The following is a 20,774-nucleotide window of genomic DNA, read 5'->3' on the forward strand; positions in this document are numbered from 1 at the left end:
TCAGCTACCGCCCTTGTCCGCCGGGGTGACCGAGCCGCCCGCCAGCAGCGGCGACAGCAGCAGATACTGCGCCGCGGTCGGCTGGCCGCCGACAATCGCCGCGACGGCGTCCGGGCCACGTAAGCCGTTGGGCCCGTCGGTGTTCGGTGCCGGATCCTTCGCCGCGGCCGGTGCCGTGAGCCCGGGAATCATCGGAATGCCTGGAATGCTCGGCAGCTTGGGCACGATCGGCGCAGGACCTGCGGCGTCCAGCCACTGCGGTGCCAGCTGTTCCGGAAACTCCTGTGGCGGCGCGACTTCCGGTATCGAGGCACCGCCGCAGCGTGGCCCGGCCATGCTGCCGTACCGCGGGCAATCCGCGGCCGTGTACTGCTGAAACGGCGTGAAGGACACGTCCATCTTCCAGATCATCTGGCGACTCGGCCCGAAACCGAACACCGAGCGCAATTTCTGCAGGGACACATTGAGATTGGCCGCCGTCTGCTGCAGGGCATCCGGATCCTCGGCCAGGCTGCCGAACAGTTCGCCGACACCGGAGACCACCTCCTTGCCCGCATCGGGGTTACGCGCGAACAGCGAATTCACCGAGTCGACCGCCCCGTTGGCGTTGGTGAGCAGCGCGACGAGCTTGTCCCGCCGCTCCGTGAAGGTGCGCGCGGTGGTCACCGACTCCGAGAGCACACCGACCAGCTCGGGCGCGGACGTGCTCAGCGCGGTCGCGGCCCGGCCGAGATCGCCGAGCAGATTGCCGATTCCCGGGATGGCGTGTACCTGGGTGAGCCAGGTGTCGAGGCGCTCGATGGTGGAGCCCGGCACCCGCGCGGCCGGGTCGAGGGCGTCGGCGAGGGTGGCGAGCACCCGGCCCAGCTTCTCCGGCTGGATGTGATCGAGCACGTCGCGCAGCACGCTGAGCGTGGTCTGCAATTGCACGGTGCCCTCGCTGGTGTCCTCGGGAATCTCCGCCCCCGCACGCAACGTCTCCCGGGTCGGCCCGTTGTCGACGAGCTCGATCGCCGTCACGCCGAAGATGTTGTTGGGGATGACCCTGGCCGTGACGGCCGCCGGGATCAGCGCTGCCACCGCGGGTTTCAGGTTCAACTCGGCGCGCTGCCGTTCACCCTTCGCGACGACCTGCACGTCGGCCACCGAGCCGACGATCATGCCGCGAAACTTCACATCCGCGTTCTCGGGCAACCCGTCACCGGTGCTGGTGAGCACGGCGACCACGCCGACGTTGTCCTCGAAGCGGCCGGTGTAGCGCAGTCCGAGCAGGTACAGCAACAGCAGCACTACCGCCGTGAGCGCGATGCCCGCGAGGGACAGCTGCCGCGGGGTCGGTCCCCGGCCACTCGGGTCGATGATCATCGCGGCCCCTATCCCGAGATCCGGATACCGGGGTCGATGCCCCAGATCGCCAGCGTGAGAAACAGATTCGCGAACACCATGACGACGATCACCATCTTGATCGCGCGCCCGGCCGCTTGGCCGACGCCTTCCGGACCACCGGTGGCGACATAGCCGTAGTAGCACTGCAGGAACGTCGAAATGAGCACGAACACCATCACTTTGAGCACCGAGAAGAAGACGTCGGCGCCGTTGAGGAATTGGAAGAAGTAGTGGTCGTAGGTGCCCGCCGAGGTGCCGCCGAGAAACAGCACCGACAGCTTGGTCATCAGGTACGCCACCGCCAGTCCCACGCTGTAGAGCGGGACGATGGTCAAGGTCGCCGCGATCATCCTGGTTGTGATCAGGTACGGGAGCGGGCGGATGGCAATGGATTCCAGCGCATCGATCTCCTCGGAGATGCGCATCGCGCCCAGCTGCGCGGTGAATCGGCAGCCCGCCTGGATAGCGAAGGCCAGCGTCGCCAGGATCGGCCCGATCTCGCGGGTGGTGGCGAACCCTGAGATGGCGCCGGTCAGCGGGTTCATGGTCAGCAGGTTCAGTGCCGTATAGGACTCCATGCCGACGGTGATCCCGCCGAACCCGCACAGGATGATGACGACGCCGACGGTGCCACCGCCGACGACCAGCGAGCCGTTGCCCCAGCCGACGTCCGCGGTGAGCCGCAGCACCTCTTTGCGATAGTGCTTCAGCGTGAACGGAATTGCCGCGATCGCCGCGACGAAGGTGATGGCCTGATGGCCGAGTCGCCGATTGGCGCGCACCGGTCCGCGCGCGAACTCGCCGACCACCCGGAACGGCTGCAACGCCGGCGGCGTATAACGCGAACCCATCTCAGATCACCTTCGCCGGGAACAGCGTGTTGTACACCTGGGTGATGATGATGTTGGTGGCGAACAGCATCAGCGCCGAGTTCACCACCGCAGCGTTCACCGAGTTGGCGACGCCGCCGGGTCCGCCCCTGGTGTGCAGGCCGATGTCGCAGGCGATGATCGCGGTGAGTGCGCCGAAGATGGCGGCCTTCAGCAGCGCGACGATCATGTCGTTCGCCACCGCGAAGGAGGAAAAGCTGCTGATGAACGAGCCCGGCGTACCGGCCTGGGCATACACGTTGAACAGGTAGCCGGTGGCGAAGCCGACGAAGACCACGAAGCCGCACAGCAGCATGCTCACCAGCACCGCCGCCGCGAGCCGCGGCGCGACCAGCCTGCGGATCGGATCGACGCCCATCACCTTCATGGCGTCGATCTCCTCCCTGATCGTGCGGGAGCCGAGATCGGCGCAGATGGCCGAGCCGACCGCACCGGCGATCATCAGGGAGGTGACCAGCGGCGCGCCCTGGCGAATGATGCCCAGCCCGCTGACGGCACCGATGAAGGTGGTCGCGCCGACCTGGCTCACCAAGGCGCCGATCTGAATCGAGACCACCACCGCGACCGGTATCGCGACGAACACCGTCGGCGCCGCCGATACGCTCGACATGAACGCACACTGTTTGATGAATTCCTGGAACGGGAACCGGCGCGTGAGCAGTGCGCGGAACATCTCCAGCACCGCGTCGCGGCCCAGGGTCACCTGCCTGCCCAGCGTCTCCAGCGACCGCTGGGGGTGCCGCTGCCACAGACCCCTGAGGTCGTCGACGGCTTGCTCGAGATCGGTACGGCCCGGCGGCCGTTGGGTGCTGGTCATCGATCGCCGCCTCTCACGCGGTGCCGCTCAACTGCCGCTGCAGCAGCACGAGCAGCAAGCCGAGGCCGGCGGCACCGGCCACGACGGCGCTCAAAACGACCAACCACAATCCGAACCGCAGCACCGGATTGACCCGCGTATGCCCCGCGAGCACCTTCACGCCGATCACCAGGACGTCGATCAGCCAGACCAGGATCATCATCAGGTCATGCACACATTCGAGAAGGTGAGCACGGGCCAGCACACGATCGAACCCAGGAACGAGATCACCACGTCGATGCCGTGCATACCGCGCAGGTGGCTGGTGTGGGTCAGCGTCCAGACCACGCCGATCAGGCCGTACGGGATGCCGAGGATGATCAGCGTCCCCAGGAACTCCGAGACCTTCATCTCGTAGCTGAATAAACGATCCAGCCTCTTGAGCATGCGTGTCCTTTCGCGTGCCGGTCGACGTGACCGGCCGCCCACGGCAGGACCCACAAGAGATCCACCGTTGGATCCGTGCCGGACGCCACACGGTCCGGTATGGGGCCGTATGTTACGCACGATTCCGGACTTTACGGAACCCTTTCGGGTAGATTCGTAGCGGTAGCGGCCAGACTTTCCCCATGCAGTCCAACCCGTTGACGCGCCGAGTCCGCCGGGCTTAAGTTATCAACAGTTCACAGGCTGTTACGCCACGCGGAGTCGATTCCGACACGAAAGGACTCCCATGACCGCCGCTCACTCCTCCGAGCACGCCGCCGCCCCGCTGTCCAAGGACCGCACCCGGATCCAGATCGGCGCCACGCACCGGCCGACCACCAAGCGGGCCATCAAGTTGACCGACGCGCTGGACTTCTGGTCCTTCGCGGGCGCCGCGGCCAATGTGGTGATGCAGCTGGCGCGCCCGGGTGTGGGGTACGGCGTCGCGGAGAGCAAGGTCGAATCCGGCTCGCTGATGCACCATCCGTGGAAGCGGGCTCGCACCACCACGCAGTATCTGGCGGTCGCCATTCTCGGCACCGAAGCGGAGCGCCTCGCCTATCGGGAGGCGGTGAATGTCGCGCACCGGCAAGTACATTCGGCGCCCGGCGCGCCGGTGAAGTACAACGCCTTCGACCGGAATCTCCAATTGTGGGTCGCCGCTTGCCTGTACATCGGCTTCGAGGACACCTACCAACTGCTGCAAGGCCGGATGGACGACGAGCAGGCCGAGGCGTTCTATGTGTCGTCCTCGACGCTCGGTACCACCTTGCAGGTGACCGAGGACATGTGGCCCGCCACTCGCGCGGACTTCGATCGGTACTGGAACGAGGCCTGCGAGCAGGTCGCCATCGACGAGTACGTGCGCGCCTATCTGACCGATCTACTGGAGCTGCGGATGATCCACTGGTATCTGCGGCTGCCGTTCCGAAACCTGTTGAAGTTCCTCACGATCGGCTTTCTCGCGCCGATCTTCCGCGAACAGCTCCAGGTGCGGTGGACGGCCACCGATCAGCGGCGCTTCGAGCATCTGTTCGTATTCGTCGCCTTCGTGAACCGATTCATCCCGCGCTTCCTCCGGCACGGCGGCACCTACACGTTGCTCGCGGACGTGCGGCGTCGAATCCGTAAGCAGCGCAACCTCATCTGAACGCCGACAGCGCATGACTCCGCCGTCCGGGGCGAACAGCCCGGACGGCGGAGACCCCTCGATCCGCACAAACGATTACGGGCAGAGCGCGTGGCCCAGCAGGCCGACCAGATCCGGCATCGCATCCGGATCCTTGGTGAACGTATAGGTCACCGCGCGCCCCTCCGGTGTCGCACCGGACATGCCGACGAAGCCGTAGATCCCGCCCGAATGCCCCAAATACTCTGCACCGCAGGATAATTCGAGAATTCCCAAGCCGAGCCCATAGTGCATCTGGGTCTCCGCGTCCATCAGCACACCGTTTCGCATCTCGCGCAACTGAGCCTCGGGGACCACCCGACCGGCGGCCAGCGCCGAATAGAAGCGATTCAAGTCGGCACCCGTGGAGATCAGCCCCCCGGCCGCCCACGGCACCGACGGTTCGATGCGCGACACATCGGTCACCTTGCCGTCCACTACCCCATAGCCTTTGGGATGCGGACTGCGGATCTCGCGATCGCCCGCCGCGGGCAGATATGTGTCCGCCAGCCCGTGCGGCTGCAGAATGCGCCGGTTCAGTTCGTCGACATACGGTGCGCCGGTGACTTTTTCGACGAGCATGGCCGCGACGTAGTAGTTGGTGTTGTTGTATTCATATCGGGTCCCCGGCGCGAAATCGGCAGGCCGCTGTAGCGCGATCGCCATACCTTCGGCCGGTGTCATGATGCGGTTCTCCAACGCCGCGCGATACTCGTCGACCCGTGGATCCGCGGCCACCTCCGGTAGCCCGCTCTGATGACGCAGGATCTGGCGCACGGTGATCACCCGCCCATCGATCCCCTCCCCGCGCAGCAGCCCGGGCAGATACGTGTCCACCGGCTCGTCCAGCCGCACCTTGTCCTCCGCGACCAGCTGCAAAACGATCGCACTGACAAAGGTTTTCGCGATACTGCCCACCCTGACGTGCTGGGCAGGCTCGGTAGGAATCTTCGCGCCGGTGTCGATATCGGCGACACCGCTGGTGAGCACCACCGTCTCGCCGTTGTCGGTGACGGTGGCGATCGCCCCGGTGACCCCCGACCCGACAATGCCGTCGATATCGGCCTGCACAGCGCGAATCTTGGTGTCCGGCACCCCACCGGACGCGTTCTCGGGCTTCGACTCCGACGTACACCCGGCAAGCAGGGCAACCGCGGAGAGGGCGACGATGATCGGTGCACAGCGCATGCCTGAACGCTATGGAGCGGACGGCCTCGCCCACATCAGGGACGGACCCCGATATTCCCCCGATCTCCCCTCCCCTACAAGGATGAGGCAGCACCGAGTCCATCAGAATTCCGATGTCTGATATCGGCGTTCCCATTGGCCAGTCTACGGCGACGCTCGTACTGTCGACCGTATGGCGAAAATACTGTTCGTACTGACCGGTGCCGACACCTGGACCCTTGCCGACGGCACCCCGCACCCGACCGGCTTCTGGGCCGAGGAGTTCGCCGTGCCGTACGAGGCGGCCAAGGCGGCGGGCCACGAGATCGTTGTCGCCACCCCCGGCGGCGTCGTGCCGCCGGTCGACCAGGGCAGCCTGGCGCCCGAATTCAACGGCGGCCAGGAGGGTGCCGACAAACGGGCCGCCGTGCTCGCCGCGAGTGCGGAACTGCAGCACCCCGTCAAGTTGTCCGAAGTAGACCTCGCCGACTACGCCGCCGTCTTCTACCCCGGCGGCCACGGTCCGATGGAGGACCTCGCGGTGAACGCCGAGTCGGGCCAACTGCTCACCGCCACCTTGGCATCCGGCAAACCGCTCGCGGTGGTGTGCCACGGCCCTGCCGCGCTGCTCGCTGCCGTCGGCGCCGACGGCACCAATCCCTTCGCGGGCTACCGGCTCACCGGCTTCACCAACGCGGAGGAGCGCCAGGGCGGCCTGGCCGACAAGGCCAAGTGGCTGCTGCAGGATCGACTCGTCGAACTGGGCGCGGATTTCCGCGAGGGCGAGCCATGGGCGCCGCAGGTCGTGGTCGACCGTAACCTGATCACCGGGCAGAACCCGGCCTCGTCCGCGGCGGTGGCGCAGGAACTGCTGCGGGCGCTCGGCTGACGTTTCGCCGCTCGCGAAACGACCCCGCAGGGGGAATCGCCGGGGCGGCGACAACGTTGCTGCCAGTAGCGACGTCGCCGTGCCGACGTCACACCGGCTCGCCCGCTCTCGCGCAATTCCCCTTCGGAAGGAACCGAACTCATGAGCACCAACCTGCACGCGCGGCCCGCCGCGGCATCCGGCACCTTCGCGCTCGGCGGTGACCTACCCGTCCACCGGCTCGGCTACGGGGCCATGCAGCTGACCGGCCCCGGCGTCTGGGGTGACCCCAAGGATCCCGACGAGGCGGTCCGGGTGCTGCGACGGGCCGTCGAGCTCGGCGTCACCTTCATCGACACGGCCGACTCCTACGGCCCATTCGTCAGCGAACAGCTCATCCGTAAGGCCTTGCACCCCTACGCCGATGACCTGGTGATCGCCACCAAGGGCGGGCTCACCCGGGGCGGTCCGGGCGACTGGCGTCCGGTCGGCAGGCCCGAATACCTGCGCCAGCAGACCGAACTGAGCCTGCGCAACCTCGGCGTCGAGCAGATCGATCTCTACCAGTTGCACCGGATCGACCCGCAGGTGCCGCTGGCCGACCAGCTCGGCGAACTGGTGCTGCTGCAGCAGGAGGGCAAGATTCGCCACATCGGCGTCTCCCAGGTGAGCGTCGAGGAGCTGCGCCGAGCCCGCGAGATCGCCACCATCGTCTCGGTGCAGAACCTGTACAACCTGGCCAACCGCGCCGACGAGGATGTGCTCGAGTACGCCGAGCAGGAGAACATCGCGTTCATCCCCTGGTTCCCCATCGCCACCGGCGAACTCGCCAGGCCGGGTGGCCCGCTCGACGCGATCGCCAAGGAAAACGGCGCGACCCCCGCCCAGCTCGCGCTCGCCTGGCTGCTGCGCCGCTCGCCGGTGGTGCTGCCGATTCCAGGCACGTCCAGCATCGCGCACCTCGAGGAGAACACCGACGCCGCGCGCATCACGCTGACCGACAAGGAGTTCGAGGCGCTGTCCGCGGCCGCCTGATTCCATCCCGACTCGAGGCGGGCCCGGCTTCGGCCGGGCCCACCTTGCTTCACTTCTCGGCCGCCCGGCGGAAACAGCAGGCCGAGGCGGCGAGGTATTGGTGACAGCGGGCACCGTGGCCGCCGTGCACGGTGAGGATGAACCGCGCTCGTTCGTAGCTGAGGTCCACCGGATCCTGTGCGCAGTCGCGACTCTGCACCAGCCACAATTCCCGCACATCCGAGTGCAATACGTCCATAGTTCACCTCTGCGTAAACGTCAGTGCACCCGGCACCGAAAGGCGCCCCCGGAATCGCGCGCGACACGGATGGATCGGGCCGTGTCGGGACCATGCGGCGGATTCTGGAATGCCGGCGCCCTGGTACGGGTTTGGGCAGAACCCCGGCGCCGGGTGCAGATTCAGCGTGCACGTTGCGATTCGGTGGATAACAGTCCCGAATGCGGTAAATGCGGGTAGTTTCCGTTTGTATCAGCCTGGTGCGAGGAAGCGGGACCTATGGTTGAGATCGACTGGACGGGCGAGGATGTCCGTGCGCTTCGCGCCGCGATGCGGCGAAGTCGGTACGAATTCGCGCGTCTGGTGGGCGTCACCCCGCGCACCGTGGTCTTGTGGGAAAACGGCCGGACAACCCGGATGCATGCCGCAAGCCAACGTCTGCTCGACCGGGTCGTGTCAGAAGCCGATCCGGTCGTCGTCGCACGATTCGAGCGGGCCGTCACCGCGGGCCGGGGGGCCGGCTTCGACATCGAAGCCGCCGACTCGGCGCCCGATACGGAAACCCAGCTCGGTAGGGACATCGGGCTCGACAAGGAAGTCGAGGATGACGACGTGAGAAGGCGAGAGTTATTGGCCTGCATCGGGGTCGGCCTGACCGGTAAGGCCGCCGACCTGGTCGCGGCCGAACCGGAGAAAATGCTGGCCACCCTGGACGCCGGATCGATCAGCGAACGACGGCTCGGCCTGCTGGAGCAGTCGGCCGAGGCGCTCGGCAAACGAGTGGTTCAGGTGCCGCCGCACGAGCTGCTGCACACCACACTCGAGCAATTCCGTACCGTCCGTGGCACTCTCGCGCAGCGCCAGGCCACCCACCATCAGGTCCGGCTGGTGCGCACCGCGGGCAGGCTGGCCAACGTCGTCGGCGAAATCCTGTTCAACGAAGGTCATTTCGGACAAGCGCGACTCTGGTACGGCACCGCGATCCACGCCGCGCAGGACATCGGTGATCGTTATTCCGAGGATATCGCGCTGGCCGGTCTCGCATATTTACCGACGTATAGTGACAAGCCGAAGGAAGTCTTGAACTTGCTCGGCGGCCGTCTCGAAGAAAATCCGGCGCACGGCCCGGCGGCGGCCTGGCTGTGGGGAATGGCGGCCCGCGCCCATGCCAGCCTCGGAAATGCCGTCCAGTTTGTCCGGTGTATCGAGAAATCCGGTCGCGCATTGGAAAATGTTGGCCAAGAAGAGCTTACGGTCGGCATCTTTTCTTATCGCCCGGAGAAACTGGCCTTCTATCAGGCGATCGGCTACTCCAATCTCGGCCGCGCCGCCGAAACCGCAAAGGCCGCGGCCCATGCGCTGGCCCTGTACGACCCACAGGAAACAATGGAGCCCGCCCTCGTCCGGTTCGAGCATGCCACCGCGTTGCTGAGCGCCGGTGAGGTCGATGAAGCGTGTTCCGTTGCGACACAAGCGATCACCGGCAACAACACCTATATCGGGCTGACCGTCACCAAACGCGCCGGGAAGTTCGATACCGCGCTCACCGGCTTTCGCGGGCGCGCGGTCACCGAGTGGCGCCAGCAGGCCCGCTCGATCATCGAGTCGGCGCGCACGAAGGCCTAGCCGACCGCCGTTCGACGCCCGCGCACCATACGATCCGCTGATCGGTACGGACCGCCGCCGGGCGCCGGTGCGGCGCTAGGACTTCGCGGCGTCCTGCGGGCGGCGGCGGTGCATGATCGCATCCAGCCAGCCGCTGATCTGTTGGGTCTGCGCGGGAGTCGGGCGACCGGCCTCCCAGCGATGGGCCGCTTCGATCAACGTCTCCGGCAGGCTGGGGGTGAACCGTTGATTCGTCATACGTCCATGATGCACTGGGGCGCAGCGAAGTACGAGTAGGGGGCGGGGCGCGCCGGTCTGCAGGGGGGATGTTGACCGGCGCTCCCCGCCTATACGGGTGGTTTCGGGGTTCGGTGGGCGCTCAGGAACTTTCGTTGGCCGAGGCCTCGATGAGTGATTTGGGACGCATATCGAGCCAGTGTGTTTCGACGTAGTGCAGACAGGCTTTACGGGCGGCGGCACCGTAGGCGATGGTCCAGCCGCCGGGGACGGCCGCGAAGATCGGCCAGAGCGAGTGCTCGCCGTCGTCGTTGATCAGTACGTAGAACTGGGCGCCGTCGTCGTCGAAAGGGTTGTTCATCGGGTTTCCTTTTTCCTGGTTGGGTCAGGTTTGGGGGGGTCTGTGCGGTGCCGATACACCGGAGTGGGCCTGCGATTCGGCCGGTGCGCGCCGTGGGTGGGTGCAGCGGCCGACGGCGTCGAACCCGGCAGCGCACGGCGCAGGTGTCGGGTTACGCGAAATATGGTGTGGCCGAACTCACGACGACGAAGGCGGTGCGAGGCCTTGGTGGCTACCCCGACGGCGGATGCGCCGGGCGGATCGGGGGCTGGGCGAGGGCGGGGCACTGGAATCCCCGTCGGTGCCGGACCTTCCCTGTGTCCGGCACCGACGAAGTCTGTAGTGACCGGTCGGCCGTCGATGATCGCGAGCTGCGGATCGAACTCGGTCACGCCCTCCACCAGGGTACTGGCGCACACCGACAAGTCGGGCGATTCGACACCGATTGCCGGAATTCGGGCGGGGCGAGCGATCTTCCAGCGCACCGGGCCGCCGCTGAGCGAGCTGTACCCCCGACAGATACAGCTCACTCGGCGCTGCGGTCTGGGGAGGCGCCGGGGCCGCGCGCTGAACCCGCACAACTCCGTATGGTGCACCAGAGGCTGCCCATATGGCGAAACGATGACGGTCGACAACGTTCCTCCAACTTCACTGCCGCTGCGCAACGCGCCCGGCTGCCAGCTACCTCGCACGGAAGTGACTCGTGCATTGCGAACATTAGGCGTTGGATCAATAAGCTGGACGATTTTCCGTTAAAGACTTTGTGACGTTCGACTGCCGCCGGACCGGCGGAGATCATCGGCGAGGTGTTCCGCGATCAGCACCGCCGTGGCCTGCGGCCCGCGGCTCAGCGGCACCGGCACGACGGAGAGATCGGCCACCGTCAAGCCGGCTACGCCGTGCACCCGGCCTGACTCGTCCACGACCGCGCGCTCGTCGCCGGCCGGCCCCATGCGACAGGTCCCGGAGAGATGTTGCGAGGTAGCCAGATTGGCGTGCAACCACGCCGCCGCGGCCGCCGGCTGGTGCGGCATCGGGTCGGTGCGCGGTGTCGCCGACATCTCGTGCAACACCTCCGTGGCGATCCCTACGGCGGCGCGCAGCCTGGCCCGATCGTGCTCGGTCGAGAGATACCGATGCTCGATCACCGGCGGTACCGCGGGATCGGCCGACCGCAGCCGCAGCACCCCCGCGGAACTCGGTCGCATCAGCGCGACGCCGAGGCGCTGTGCGCCGGGTGTGAAAGCGACCGTGTAGGGCCGGATCTCGATGTCGTCCAGCTCGAGCACGTATTCCAGGGGGACGGTGGCCCGCTCGGCCGGCCCTGATCGGTATTCGAGACCGATCTCGGGATGGTCGGTGAACCAGGCGCCGACGGGGGCCGCGTGCACGACCGGGATATCGAGTGCCCGCAGCTGTTCGGGGTCGCCGATGCCCGAACGCAGCAGCAGCGTGGCGGATTCGATCGCGCCGGCGCTCAGCACGATGTGGTCCGCCCAGAGGGTGTCGGCCCGGCCGTCGTGCCACACGTCGACGCCGACCGCACGGGTGCCGTGAAAGCGCAGGCGCAGCACCGGCGTAGCGGCCTGCACGGTGAGGTTCGGTCTGCCCAGTGCGGGCAGCAGGTAGGCGGACGCGGTGCTGACCCGCTTGCCGTCGTCGGTACTACACGGCACCCGGCCGATGCCGGCGGTGGCCCCCGCCGGTCCGTTGAGGTCGGGTATCTCCGGAAACCCCAGTGCCGCACAGGAAGTGGCGAAGTGTTCGCTCACTGGCACCGGGTTCTTGTTGCGGTGCACCGGGATAGGCCCGGACCGGCCGTGCCAGGGCTGATCGCCGAAGTCGAGGTCACGCTCCGAGCGGCGGTATGCGGGCAGCACCGTGTCGAACGACCAGGCCGTCGACGACCCGAGCGCCCGGCTCCATGCCGCGAAGTCCGCCGCGGTGGCCCGCACGAAGTAGCTGCCGTTGACCGCACCCGAGCCACCGAAAAGCTTGCCGCGCACGATGTTTCCCATGACCGCGGCACCGTCGTCGGCGAGGGTGACCGGGTAACGCCACAACCACGCCGCGTCCGCGCCGATCGGCAGGCGGGTGGCATCGAGCAGCGCCGCGGGAAAGCCCTCCGGCGCGAGCCCGACCGAGCCGGCTTCGAGCAGCCGGACGGAGTGTTCCGGGTCCGCACTCAGCCGCGCCGCGAGCACACAGCCCGCGGTACCGCCCCCGACGATGAGCGTGTCGGTCATCCGAGCCCTGTCCGATCAGTGTGTGCGCGCCCGATCGGTGATCAGTGCGACGGCGCAGTGGGTTTCAGCGATTCCGGGCTGCGCGCACGGAAGGCACCCACCCAGAGGCCGGTGCCGTAGGCGATGTCGTCGAGCCGCTTGTAGGCCACGTACCGCACCGGATCGAGGCCACCGGCGTCGCGATGGGTGAACCAGTCCGCGAGCCCGTCCGCGACCGCCATGGTGATCGCGATGCGCCGAATCCGCTTCGATGCCAGCATCGCCAGCAGCGTCACCGGCCAGTAGTGCCTGCACATCGCCGAGGCCAGCCGCCACAGACCGGCGAAGAAACCACGGGACAGGTAGATCGCGGCGATCCGGGTCGGGTTGTCCAGTTCCGCGAAGACCCGGCGTAGTCGGACCAGCGCCGTGAGCAAGGTGAGCAGCCCGCCGATCAGCCCCCACTTCGACAGCGTGGCGAACAGGAACGCCGCCACCATCGTCCAGGAGGGCAACGACAGCGGCGAGACCATGCCCGGGTGGCGCTCGCCCAACGGTGCTGCGCCCGTGCCGTAGAACATCTTTCGGCCGAACCAGGCCCGGAAGGACACCCGGTGGTCGTGCGCGACGTGCGCGGCCGGTTCGTAGCGCAGCCGCCAGCCGGCCTGTTCGAGCCGCCAGCACAGGTCGACGTCCTCGGCGACCAGCATCGACTCGTCGAAGCCGTCCTGCGCCAGCAGCGCCCGGCGGCGCGCCAGCAGCGCGGCGCTGGGCACGTAGGAGATCAGGCCGTGCGACTGCACCGCGGCTTCCCGCCTGCCCAGATCCAACGAGGAGCGGGTGTGCTCGTAGCGGGCGAGGGCATTGGACTCCGGGTCCAGCGCGACGATCCTGGGGGCGACCAGCGCCACCTCCGGATCGCTGAAGTGCCCGAGCATCACCTCCAGCCAGCCGCTGCGCGGCACCACGTCGGAGTCCAGGAACGCGACGAAGTCGGTTGTCGCGGCCTTCAATCCGGCATTGCGCGCGGCGGCGGGCCCTTGCTTCTCGTCGTGGCGCAGCACGGTCACCCGGCAGCGGGTGCCCCGATCGCGCGGGATCTGCACCGGCTGATCCGAACCGTCGTCGACCACGATGACGTTGTGCCCGCGCAGCGCGGCGAGCAGCCTGGCGAGTCCGTCGGCGTTGTTGTGCAGCGGCACGATGACGGTGACGTCCTCGGGGGACGGCAGCAGGCGGGGACGCGGGTTGGCGACCCCGGAGTCGAGCAGCCGTCTGGCAACGGTCGCGGACTTCGGGCCGGTCACCTCGAGGTACCCGTCGCCGATCATCTCGGCGGCCTCCGGGGCAAGTCGCAGCAACCGAGCGGGCGAACCGCCGATCAGGACCCGGCCTCCGGAGTATGCGCGTACCCGTGGATCAATCCGCACCCCGAATCCGTCGGGCAGGCGATCATGGCGCATTCCTGGCATGCTAGGCGGAGATTCGCGCGCGAGCATCATCAGTCCGGTTAAAAGGACAGAATTCCGCATCAAACAGGGTCGTTCGGGCCCCTGACACGTGTTGCGGCAGACGACGAAGCGCCGAGCCGCGTCCGAATCCAGCATCCGGCAACGCAACGGCAATCGGCCGGTCGCGACCGGAAGCCACCCGCCGCGCGGCGGGCAGCATCCGACTGGCTACTCCCATGGCATCAGGCGAGCGGGTTCTCGTCGCCGGCCCGCGCGGGTCGGCGTTCAGGTGGAAATACGCTCGGGCGCGTCACGGACAGCGTCAACGGCACCGGCGCGGAGGTGCGCGCACCGGTGCGCGGCGTCACTCGCCGGGAGTGGTCGACCGACGAGCGCGGGATCAGCCGCGCGGGGTCGGCCAGCGCCGCCTCGCCGTAGCCCTGGACGCACTCCGGGTCGGGTCCGTCGGCGGGCAGGCCGGTGAAGAACTTGGCCGCCATGCAGCCGCCGCGGCACGAGTCGTAGTGGCTGCACGACGCGCAGGCGCCGCCGCCGCTCGGCTCGCGCAGTTCGGCGAACAGCGCCGAGTCGTGCCAGACCGAACGAAAACCGCCGTCCGACACCACGTTTCCGGCATGGAACCGGTCGTGGATGGCGAACGGGCAGGCGTACACATCACCGAGCGGGTCGACCAGGCAGACCACCCGGCCCGCGCCGCACATGTTCAAACCGGGCAGCGCCTGCCCGAACGCGGACAGGTGGAAGAACGAGTCGCCGGTGAGCACACCCTCGCCGTTGCGCACCAGCCAGTCGTAGAGCACCCGCTGCTGCTCCTGGGTCGGATGCAGGTCGTCCCACACGTCCGCGCCGCGGCCGGACGGCCGCAGCCGGGTCAAACGCAAGGTGGCGCCGTACTTTTCGGCGATCGCCCGGAACTCGTCGAGCTGACCGATGTTGTGCCTGGTCGCCACGACGGACACCTTGGCATCCCGGAAACCCGCTGCCGCAAGGTTTTCCAGCGCACGGATGGCCATGTCGTAGGAACCGGGACCGCGCACCGCGTCGTTGACCGCCGCGTCGGCGCCGTCCAGCGAAATCTGTACGTCGACATAGTCGCTCGCGGCCAGCCGGGCGGCGACCTCCGGAGTGATCCGAACTCCGTTGGTGGAGAACTTCACTCCGACGTGGTGTGCCGTCGCGTAGTCGACCAGCTCCCAGAAGTCCGGGCGCACCGTCGGTTCGCCGCCGCCGATGTTCACGTAGAAGATCTGCATGCGCTCGAACTCGTCGATCAGCGCCTTGCACTGCTCGGTGCTCAGCTCGCGGGGATCGCGGCGGCCGGACGAGGACAGGCAGTGCACGCAGGACAGGTTGCAGGCGTAGGTCAGCTCCCAGGTGAGGCAAATCGGTGCGGCCAGACCGGTTTCGAACCGATCGACCAGCCGCACCGCCGTGTCGGACGGCGGGACCACCCCCGCCGTCGACGATGCCGGAGCCCTGCTCACGGCGGCGGGCGCCACCGGGGCATCGGCGGGCGCACCGACGATCATGTCGGAATCGACCAGCTGTGTCAGGGCTTTCACGTACTGCGCGGCATTCGCGTCGGTGACGCCCGCCGCCCGCATGGCCGTGCGCGCGGTGCCGTGCTCCGGCAGCGACCGCACGATCTCGACGATCCGCGGGCTCTTCAGGAAGGAGAGCTTGCGGGTGCCGAAGTGGTAGAGCAGCGCACCGAACGGTTCCGGCCGCAAAGCCACCCTCGGATGCAGCTGCCATCGGGTATCGAGATCGAGCATGGTCGGACCGCCTCTCTCAGTAAACGCCGCACATACCGTCGATGGACACCTCTTCGATGAGGGTCTCCTCGACCAGCGGTGCGGCGTCTTCGTGTGCCTCGACGGTGCCGACCGGTCCCGAGTGGTCGGTGTCGGTGTGTCCGTTCGATCCGAATTCCGGCATGTCTACCTCCGAGCGAGCGATCCGTGACCGCGGCCACCGATGTAGCCGCCGTCACACGATAACGTCATTCGCTGACAAAATGGAACAGGTTCTTCCTATCGACTTCGGCGCGGCCGGGCGGTCCGGTGCGTGTTCGGGCCTGGTCGGGCCCGACGCGGATGCTCATCGCCGAGGGCCGTCCCGCCCACCCGGGTCCGATGGACGCGCATAGACTTCGGGTGGGAAGTAGCTGAACAGGACGGACGGGCGAACCGCGCCCGCGGTGGTAGAGGTGGCATGGGAGTCGGACGAATGCAGGCGAGCGGAGGCGGCAATACCCTGTCGGAGTCCGAGATCGTCGAGGCGGCGCTGCGCGTGGTGCGCGAGGACGGTGTGGAGAAGTTGTCGATGCGGCGACTCTCCCGCGAACTCGGTGTCTCACCGATGGCGCCGTACTACTACGTCGCCGACAAGCGCGAGCTGCTCGACCTGGTCGCCACCGCCGCGCTGACCGGAGTACGCACGCCACCACCGGAATCGGGCCCGTGGCAACACCGGCTGCGCGATCTCATCGACCAGATCGACGACAAACTGCGCAAGCACCCCGGCCTCGGCGATGTGCTGATCGAGCAGATGCTCGGCAAACAGCTGGATCTGATCGCGGCCATCATGGAGATCTTGCTCGAGGCCGGCTTCACCGATCGCAATGTGCTCGCCGCGTACGCGACCATCCACACCTACCTGTTCGGCCGCAGCCGGGTGAACCCGCGCGATCGCGCGCCGCTGTCGGATGTCGCACTGCCCGACGCGGTCGAGCGCGCCACCAAATACATGGCGGACCTGCGCGGCAAGTACGCCTACGACTTCGGCATGGAGGTGCTGATCGCCGGTCTGGAGGCTCAGCTTGTCCGGCAACCGAAGTCCGACGTACGATAAAACTGCAACACGTTCTAGTTTTGGCGCTGTGCAGGCGCCCTTGCCAGGTTCGAGAGGGACGACATGACCACAGTCGAGGTTCCACACGGCTCGCGTTCGGTCGTACTGCGGGTAGCCGCGGTGATCACCGAGACGACCGATACCTGTTCGCTGGTCTTCGACGTTCCGGACGAACTGGCCGAGCGCTTCCGCTACCAGCCCGGCCAGTTCCTCACGCTGCGCATCCCCAGTGAGCTGACCGGCTCGGTGGCCCGCTGCTACTCGCTGGCCAGCTCGCCGTACACCGACGACCGACCGAAGGTCACCGTCAAGCGGACCGTGGCAGGCTACGGTTCGAACTGGCTGTGCGACAACGTCAAAGCGGGCGACTCGCTCGAAGTGCTGCCGCCCTCAGGGGTTTTCACGCCCAAGGATCTCGACGCCGACCTGCTGCTGTTCGGCGCGGGCAGCGGCATCACGCCGGTGATGTCGATCCTCAAGTCGGCGCTCGCCAGGGGCAGCGGCCGAATCGTATTGGTGTACGCCAATCGCGACCACGACGCGGTGATCTTCGCCGACGAGCTGCGCGAGCTCGCGGACAAGCATCCGCAGCGGCTCAGCGTGATCCACTGGCTCGAGCACCTGCAGGGGCTGCCGACCACGGAAGGGCTGGCCGCCCTGGTCGCTCCGTACCAGAGCTACGAGGCGTTCATGTGCGGGCCCAAGCCGTTCATGGATCGGGTGCACGACGCGCTCGCGCAGCTCGGCGTGCCGCGCTCGCGCACGCATGCCGAGGTGTTCAATTCCCTTGCGGGCGACCCGTTCGCGGACCAGGCGCCGGTCGCGGTGTCCGACGAGGAAGCCGCCGGTGCGGCCACGGTCGAGGTCGAACTCGACGGCGAGGTGCACGAGCTGAAATGGCCGCGCAAGCAGACGCTGGTGGACATCATGCTGGCCAAGGGCCTCGACGTTCCGTACTCCTGCCAGGAGGGCGAATGCGGGTCGTGCGCGTGCACCGTGCTCGAGGGCGCAGTGGAGATGGACAACGCCGAAATCCTCGACCCGGAGGACATCGAGAACGGTTACATCCTGGGCTGCCAGGCACATCCGGTGACGGATCACCTCAAGATCCAGTTCTGACGCCCCGCTACTGCGCGCGATAGTGCGCGCGCAGTTCCGGATCGAGGTGTTCGGTGGCGTAACTCAGTGCGGTGCGGCCCAATTGGGCCGCGTGCTGGTCCAGGAAGCCGGTCAGCAGCCGCTGATCGATGCGCTTGCCGACCTCGCGCAGCATCCAGCCGAGCGCCTTCTGGATGAGGTCGCGCCGGTCGTCGAGGAGGCGCTCGGCCAGCTCGAATGTTGTTGTGGCGTCGCCGGATTTGATGAACGCGAAAGTGGAAAGCAGGGCAACCCGGCGCTCCCACAGCGAATCCGCCCCAGCCAGTTCGAACAGCAGGTCGCGGGGTTTGTCCAATAGCCAAGGGCCGATGATGTTCTCGGCGGACACGTCGACCAGGTCCCAGTTGTTCACCCGGCCGCGGCGCACGGCGGCCAGATAAAGCCGCACCATCTCGGCGCGCGCCGCGTCATCGAAGGTCTTCGGCTTGGACGCCTTGGCGAACCTGGCGTTGAGGATGACCAGGCCGGCCAGCCGAGCCTCGTGCACGGGACTGTCCAGCAGCACCTCGATCTCGTCGAGTGACAGTGCCGCAAAACGTTTCGCGATGCCGCGCGTCACCGGTACGCGCACACCGAGGAAGACGTCGCCCTCGCCGTACTCCCCGGCCCGGTCTTGAAAAACCGTTGCAGATGGCTCGCGTCCGCGGGAACCGCGACGGCCACCAGCGCCGCTTGCACGTCCGCGGCGGTCGGCGCGACCTCGGTCATCGCGCGAACCTACTTCCGGCACAGCGGTTCAACCTTGGGCGCCCAGGATTCTGCCGGATTCGAAGCTGGCCGCACTGGCGGGCAGCGCACCGGGACGTCCGCTGTTGCGTACGATCACCGCACCGTTGCCCGGTGTGGGGCGGCCGAGCGCGTCCATCCGCCGGATGGTCTGCGCGGCAACGGCTTGCGCGCTGTCGAAGAGCCGGACGCCGTCGGGCAGGGCGGCGACGATGGAGTCGATCACCAACGGATAGTGGGTACAGCCGAGGACTACGCCTTCGACGTCGTCCGGGGTCTGCTCGACGGCGCGGGCGATGGATTCGCGGGCCGCGACCAGGTCACCCCGATCGATCGAGTCCGCGAGACCGTGACAGGCCACGCCGACCACATCGGCGTCGCCGCCGAACTTGGCGATCAGATCCGCCTGATACCGGCTCGCGGTGGTCGCGGCGGTGGCCCAGACCGCCACCGAGCGGCAGACCGCGGCCGCCGGCTTGATCGCGGGCACGGTGCCGATGACCGGCACATCCGGCCCGACCTCCACCCGCACATGCTCCAACGCGGTGACGCTGGCGGTATTGCACGGAATCACGATCACTTCCGCGCCGAGCCCGATGGAGGTCCGGGCGGTCTCGACCACGCGGTCGATCGTCCACTGCTCGGGTTTCGGTCCCCACGGTGCGCCGTCGGGGTCCAATTGCAGCAGCAGATCCACGTCCGGCCGCAGCTTGCGCAGCCAAGCGGATGTGGGCAGCAGCCCGAGACCCGAATCGATGAGCGCGACGATCACAGAGACAACCGTATTACAGTGCCCGGCCGGGTCCCGCGCGGCAGCGGCCCGATCGGCCGTCGGACGACGCAGCCAGGGTAGTTCCTGGGGTCGGGTGCGCGACCGAACTCAGCTGGGGGTGAGCAGGTCCGACACCGGCGCGCCCGCGGCGATCTTGGCTCTGGTCTTCATCACTTGGGCCGTCATGCCCGCACCGACAACACCGGTGAGCTTGCCGTCCTGGGCGTAGTAGGCGAGGAATTTGCGACCGTCGTCGACGACGAGATGCACCTCGTCGGTGGCCGTCGGCGTGCCGAGCGCCTGGATCTTCACCTCGTACTGGTCGCTCCAGAAGTACGGGACCCTGGCCGCGGTCGGCGGGGCGGCGCCGAGCATCGCGCAGGCCACCAGGCGGGCCTGCTCGCCCGCATTGGTCCAGTGTTCGACCCGCTTACGGTGGCCGGTGTCGTGCAGCCAAGCGGCGACGTCGCCGACCGCCCAGACGCGGTCGGCCGAGGTGCGGCCCACCTCGTCGGCCAGTACCCCGCCGCCTGCGGCGGGATCGGCGAGCGCGATGCCGGAATCGGTGAGCCATTCGGTCACCGGACGCGAGCCGATGCCGATCACCACCAGGTCGGCGGCGACCTCGGTGCCGTCGGCGAGGAGGGCGCCGCGCACCCGGCCGTCGTCGGCGAGCAGCGTGTCCAGCCCGGTGCCGCAGCGCAGGTCGACGCCTTCGTCGCGGTGCAGCCTGGCCACCAGCGCGCCGACCTGTTCGCCGAGGACCGAGGCGAGCGGGGTCGGTTGCGGCTCGACCAGCACCACCGCGATGCCGCGGCTGCGGAAGCTGGCCGCGAGCTCGCAGCCGATGAAGCCGGCGCCGACCACGAGTGCCGTTGTCGCCTCGGCCAATTCGGTACGAAGCGCGGTCGCGTCGGCGTGACCGCGCAGCACGTGCACGCCCTGCGCGTCCGGCAGGCCGGGCAGCAGGCGCGGGCGCAGGCCGGTGGCGATGATCAGCTGGTCGTAGTCGAGGGTCGAGCCGTCGGCCAGCCGTACCTGCCGCGCGGCGGTGTCGACGCCGGTCGCGGCGGTGTCCAGGCGCAGCTCGATCTGCTTCTCGGTGAAGAACTCACCGGGACGCAGGGTGGTGTCGTCGGTTTCACCGCGGACGAACTGCTTGGACAGCGGCGGCCGGTCGTACGGCAGGCGGGACTCGTCGCCGAGCAGGATCAGCCCGCCCTCGTACCCGGCGCGGCGCAGTTCCTCGGCGGTGCGCAGGCCGGCGAGCCCGGCGCCGACGATCACGATCGGCGCGGCGTCTGTTGCGGAAGGTGACACGCAGCTCACCCTAACGTCTGCTTGGTTCGGCGCCGGAGTGAACCCGATCACTC

Annotated in this window: 20 protein-coding genes and 2 pseudogenes; 6 read left to right on the forward strand and 16 right to left on the reverse strand. The window is 67.8% G+C overall.

What is annotated here, in order from left to right:
- From DBO33_RS38625 to DBO33_RS38645, 5 genes are read right to left on the reverse strand one after another with little or no spacing between them, the layout of a single operon-like run.
- Window positions 1-1,365 (reverse strand): MlaD family protein, encoded by a 1,365-nt coding sequence (locus DBO33_RS38625; RefSeq protein ID WP_107659433.1) that lies wholly within the window; start codon window positions 1,363-1,365, stop codon window positions 1-3.
- An 8-nt stretch (window positions 1,366-1,373) separates the two neighbouring features.
- A complete protein-coding gene (locus DBO33_RS38630) occupies window positions 1,374-2,237 on the reverse strand; it encodes an ABC transporter permease (protein WP_107659434.1) in 864 nt (287 codons plus the stop codon).
- 1 nt (window position 2,238) lies between these two features.
- Window positions 2,239-3,093: an MlaE family ABC transporter permease gene (locus tag DBO33_RS38635; protein WP_107659435.1), complete on the reverse strand. Its 855-nt coding sequence runs from the start codon at window positions 3,091-3,093 to the stop codon at window positions 2,239-2,241.
- A gap of 13 nt (window positions 3,094-3,106) precedes the next feature.
- On the reverse strand, window positions 3,107-3,295 hold the full coding sequence (locus DBO33_RS38640) for a hypothetical protein (RefSeq protein ID WP_107660967.1): 189 nt from the start codon (window positions 3,293-3,295) through the stop codon (window positions 3,107-3,109).
- Window positions 3,295-3,519, reverse strand: coding sequence for a hypothetical protein (locus DBO33_RS38645; protein ID WP_107659436.1), 225 nt, complete (start codon window positions 3,517-3,519; stop codon window positions 3,295-3,297). The genes DBO33_RS38640 and DBO33_RS38645 overlap by 1 nt, the downstream gene beginning before the upstream one ends.
- Window positions 3,520-3,805: 286 nt before the next feature.
- Here DBO33_RS38645 and DBO33_RS38650 point away from each other — a divergent pair, with 286 nt between their 5' ends.
- The gene (locus DBO33_RS38650; protein WP_107659437.1) at window positions 3,806-4,708 is read left to right on the forward strand and encodes an oxygenase MpaB family protein; all 903 of its coding nucleotides are present in this window, start codon (window positions 3,806-3,808) and stop codon (window positions 4,706-4,708) included.
- Between the two features lie 75 nt (window positions 4,709-4,783).
- Here the strand turns inward: DBO33_RS38650 and DBO33_RS38655 are convergent, their stop codons facing one another.
- Window positions 4,784-5,914: a serine hydrolase domain-containing protein gene (locus DBO33_RS38655; RefSeq protein WP_107659438.1), complete on the reverse strand. Its 1,131-nt coding sequence runs from the start codon at window positions 5,912-5,914 to the stop codon at window positions 4,784-4,786.
- Window positions 5,915-6,086: 172 nt separating this feature from the next.
- Here DBO33_RS38655 and DBO33_RS38660 point away from each other — a divergent pair, with 172 nt between their 5' ends.
- Together DBO33_RS38660 and DBO33_RS38665 are read left to right on the forward strand one after the other, a co-directional pair.
- On the forward strand, window positions 6,087-6,782 hold the full coding sequence (locus tag DBO33_RS38660; RefSeq protein WP_107659439.1) for a type 1 glutamine amidotransferase domain-containing protein: 696 nt from the start codon (window positions 6,087-6,089) through the stop codon (window positions 6,780-6,782).
- 141 nt (window positions 6,783-6,923) lie between these two features.
- Entirely contained in the window at window positions 6,924-7,796 is an 873-nt protein-coding gene (locus tag DBO33_RS38665) for an aldo/keto reductase (RefSeq protein ID WP_107659440.1), read from the forward strand.
- Window positions 7,797-7,845: 49 nt separating this feature from the next.
- Here the strand turns inward: DBO33_RS38665 and DBO33_RS38670 are convergent, their stop codons facing one another.
- A complete protein-coding gene (locus tag DBO33_RS38670; RefSeq protein WP_107659441.1) occupies window positions 7,846-8,034 on the reverse strand; it encodes a hypothetical protein in 189 nt (62 codons plus the stop codon).
- A gap of 258 nt (window positions 8,035-8,292) precedes the next feature.
- On the opposite strand from DBO33_RS38670, the gene DBO33_RS38675 reads away from it, so the two are divergent.
- A complete protein-coding gene (locus tag DBO33_RS38675) occupies window positions 8,293-9,639 on the forward strand; it encodes a helix-turn-helix domain-containing protein (RefSeq protein ID WP_107659442.1) in 1,347 nt (448 codons plus the stop codon).
- A 75-nt stretch (window positions 9,640-9,714) separates the two neighbouring features.
- Here DBO33_RS38675 and DBO33_RS43315 read toward each other — a convergent pair whose 3' ends face one another.
- The 6 genes and pseudogenes from DBO33_RS43315 to mftA form a co-directional block, all read right to left on the reverse strand.
- Window positions 9,715-9,876: a hypothetical protein gene (locus tag DBO33_RS43315; RefSeq protein WP_159080728.1), complete on the reverse strand. Its 162-nt coding sequence runs from the start codon at window positions 9,874-9,876 to the stop codon at window positions 9,715-9,717.
- Between the two features lie 121 nt (window positions 9,877-9,997).
- The gene (locus DBO33_RS38680) at window positions 9,998-10,216 is read right to left on the reverse strand and encodes an MbtH family protein (RefSeq protein WP_107659443.1); all 219 of its coding nucleotides are present in this window, start codon (window positions 10,214-10,216) and stop codon (window positions 9,998-10,000) included.
- 731 nt (window positions 10,217-10,947) lie between these two features.
- Window positions 10,948-12,441: a mycofactocin dehydrogenase MftG gene (gene mftG / locus DBO33_RS38685; RefSeq protein WP_107659444.1), complete on the reverse strand. Its 1,494-nt coding sequence runs from the start codon at window positions 12,439-12,441 to the stop codon at window positions 10,948-10,950.
- A gap of 41 nt (window positions 12,442-12,482) precedes the next feature.
- Complete coding sequence (mftF, locus tag DBO33_RS38690) at window positions 12,483-13,883, reverse strand: mycofactocin biosynthesis glycosyltransferase MftF (RefSeq protein ID WP_107659445.1); 1,401 nt, start codon at window positions 13,881-13,883, stop codon at window positions 12,483-12,485.
- Window positions 13,884-14,113: 230 nt separating this feature from the next.
- Window positions 14,114-15,667, reverse strand: coding sequence for a mycofactocin radical SAM maturase (gene mftC / locus DBO33_RS38695; RefSeq protein ID WP_107659446.1), 1,554 nt, complete (start codon window positions 15,665-15,667; stop codon window positions 14,114-14,116).
- A 16-nt stretch (window positions 15,668-15,683) separates the two neighbouring features.
- Window positions 15,684-15,761, reverse strand: a pseudogene (gene mftA, locus DBO33_RS44630) (mycofactocin precursor MftA); the annotation flags it as partial.
- A gap of 360 nt (window positions 15,762-16,121) precedes the next feature.
- Here mftA and mftR2 point away from each other — a divergent pair.
- Window positions 16,122-16,745, forward strand: a complete 624-nt coding sequence (gene mftR2 / locus DBO33_RS38705; protein ID WP_107659447.1) for a mycofactocin system transcriptional regulator MftR2 — start codon at window positions 16,122-16,124, stop codon at window positions 16,743-16,745.
- 63 nt (window positions 16,746-16,808) lie between these two features.
- A complete protein-coding gene (locus tag DBO33_RS38710) occupies window positions 16,809-17,864 on the forward strand; it encodes a ferredoxin--NADP reductase (RefSeq protein WP_107659448.1) in 1,056 nt (351 codons plus the stop codon).
- A gap of 7 nt (window positions 17,865-17,871) precedes the next feature.
- On the opposite strand, the pseudogene DBO33_RS38715 reads toward DBO33_RS38710, so the two are convergent.
- The 3 genes and pseudogenes from DBO33_RS38715 to DBO33_RS38725 form a co-directional block, all read right to left on the reverse strand.
- A pseudogene (locus DBO33_RS38715) lies at window positions 17,872-18,611 on the reverse strand (DNA alkylation repair protein).
- A gap of 28 nt (window positions 18,612-18,639) precedes the next feature.
- Window positions 18,640-19,401: a glutamate racemase gene (locus tag DBO33_RS38720; protein ID WP_107659449.1), complete on the reverse strand. Its 762-nt coding sequence runs from the start codon at window positions 19,399-19,401 to the stop codon at window positions 18,640-18,642.
- A gap of 108 nt (window positions 19,402-19,509) precedes the next feature.
- A complete protein-coding gene (locus DBO33_RS38725) occupies window positions 19,510-20,721 on the reverse strand; it encodes an NAD(P)/FAD-dependent oxidoreductase (protein ID WP_234391273.1) in 1,212 nt (403 codons plus the stop codon).
- Window positions 20,722-20,774: the final 53 nt, after the last annotated feature.

This window comes from Nocardia suismassiliense (assembly GCF_900269665.1).
GTDB lineage: Bacteria > Actinomycetota > Actinomycetes > Mycobacteriales > Mycobacteriaceae > Nocardia > Nocardia suismassiliense.

Excerpts from the sequence above, each read along its gene's own strand:
- DBO33_RS38625 (WP_107659433.1), bottom strand. The coding sequence starts at position 1,365 with ATGATCATCGACCCGAGTGGCCGGGGACCGACCCCGCGGCAGCTGTCC.
- DBO33_RS38630 (WP_107659434.1), bottom strand. The coding sequence starts at position 2,237 with ATGGGTTCGCGTTATACGCCGCCGGCGTTGCAGCCGTTCCGGGTGGTC.
- DBO33_RS38635 (WP_107659435.1), bottom strand. The coding sequence starts at position 3,093 with ATGACCAGCACCCAACGGCCGCCGGGCCGTACCGATCTCGAGCAAGCC.
- DBO33_RS38640 (WP_107660967.1), bottom strand. The coding sequence starts at position 3,295 with ATGATGATCCTGGTCTGGCTGATCGACGTCCTGGTGATCGGCGTGAAG.
- DBO33_RS38645 (WP_107659436.1), bottom strand. The coding sequence starts at position 3,519 with ATGCTCAAGAGGCTGGATCGTTTATTCAGCTACGAGATGAAGGTCTCG.
- DBO33_RS38650 (WP_107659437.1), top strand. The coding sequence starts at position 3,806 with ATGACCGCCGCTCACTCCTCCGAGCACGCCGCCGCCCCGCTGTCCAAG.
- DBO33_RS38655 (WP_107659438.1), bottom strand. The coding sequence starts at position 5,914 with ATGCGCTGTGCACCGATCATCGTCGCCCTCTCCGCGGTTGCCCTGCTT.
- DBO33_RS38660 (WP_107659439.1), top strand. The coding sequence starts at position 6,087 with ATGGCGAAAATACTGTTCGTACTGACCGGTGCCGACACCTGGACCCTT.
- DBO33_RS38665 (WP_107659440.1), top strand. The coding sequence starts at position 6,924 with ATGAGCACCAACCTGCACGCGCGGCCCGCCGCGGCATCCGGCACCTTC.
- DBO33_RS38670 (WP_107659441.1), bottom strand. The coding sequence starts at position 8,034 with ATGGACGTATTGCACTCGGATGTGCGGGAATTGTGGCTGGTGCAGAGT.
- DBO33_RS38675 (WP_107659442.1), top strand. The coding sequence starts at position 8,293 with ATGGTTGAGATCGACTGGACGGGCGAGGATGTCCGTGCGCTTCGCGCC.
- DBO33_RS43315 (WP_159080728.1), bottom strand. The coding sequence starts at position 9,876 with ATGACGAATCAACGGTTCACCCCCAGCCTGCCGGAGACGTTGATCGAA.
- DBO33_RS38680 (WP_107659443.1), bottom strand. The coding sequence starts at position 10,216 with ATGAACAACCCTTTCGACGACGACGGCGCCCAGTTCTACGTACTGATC.
- mftG (WP_107659444.1), bottom strand. The coding sequence starts at position 12,441 with ATGACCGACACGCTCATCGTCGGGGGCGGTACCGCGGGCTGTGTGCTC.
- mftF (WP_107659445.1), bottom strand. The coding sequence starts at position 13,883 with ATGCGCCATGATCGCCTGCCCGACGGATTCGGGGTGCGGATTGATCCA.
- mftC (WP_107659446.1), bottom strand. The coding sequence starts at position 15,667 with ATGCTCGATCTCGATACCCGATGGCAGCTGCATCCGAGGGTGGCTTTG.
- mftR2 (WP_107659447.1), top strand. The coding sequence starts at position 16,122 with ATGCAGGCGAGCGGAGGCGGCAATACCCTGTCGGAGTCCGAGATCGTC.
- DBO33_RS38710 (WP_107659448.1), top strand. The coding sequence starts at position 16,809 with ATGACCACAGTCGAGGTTCCACACGGCTCGCGTTCGGTCGTACTGCGG.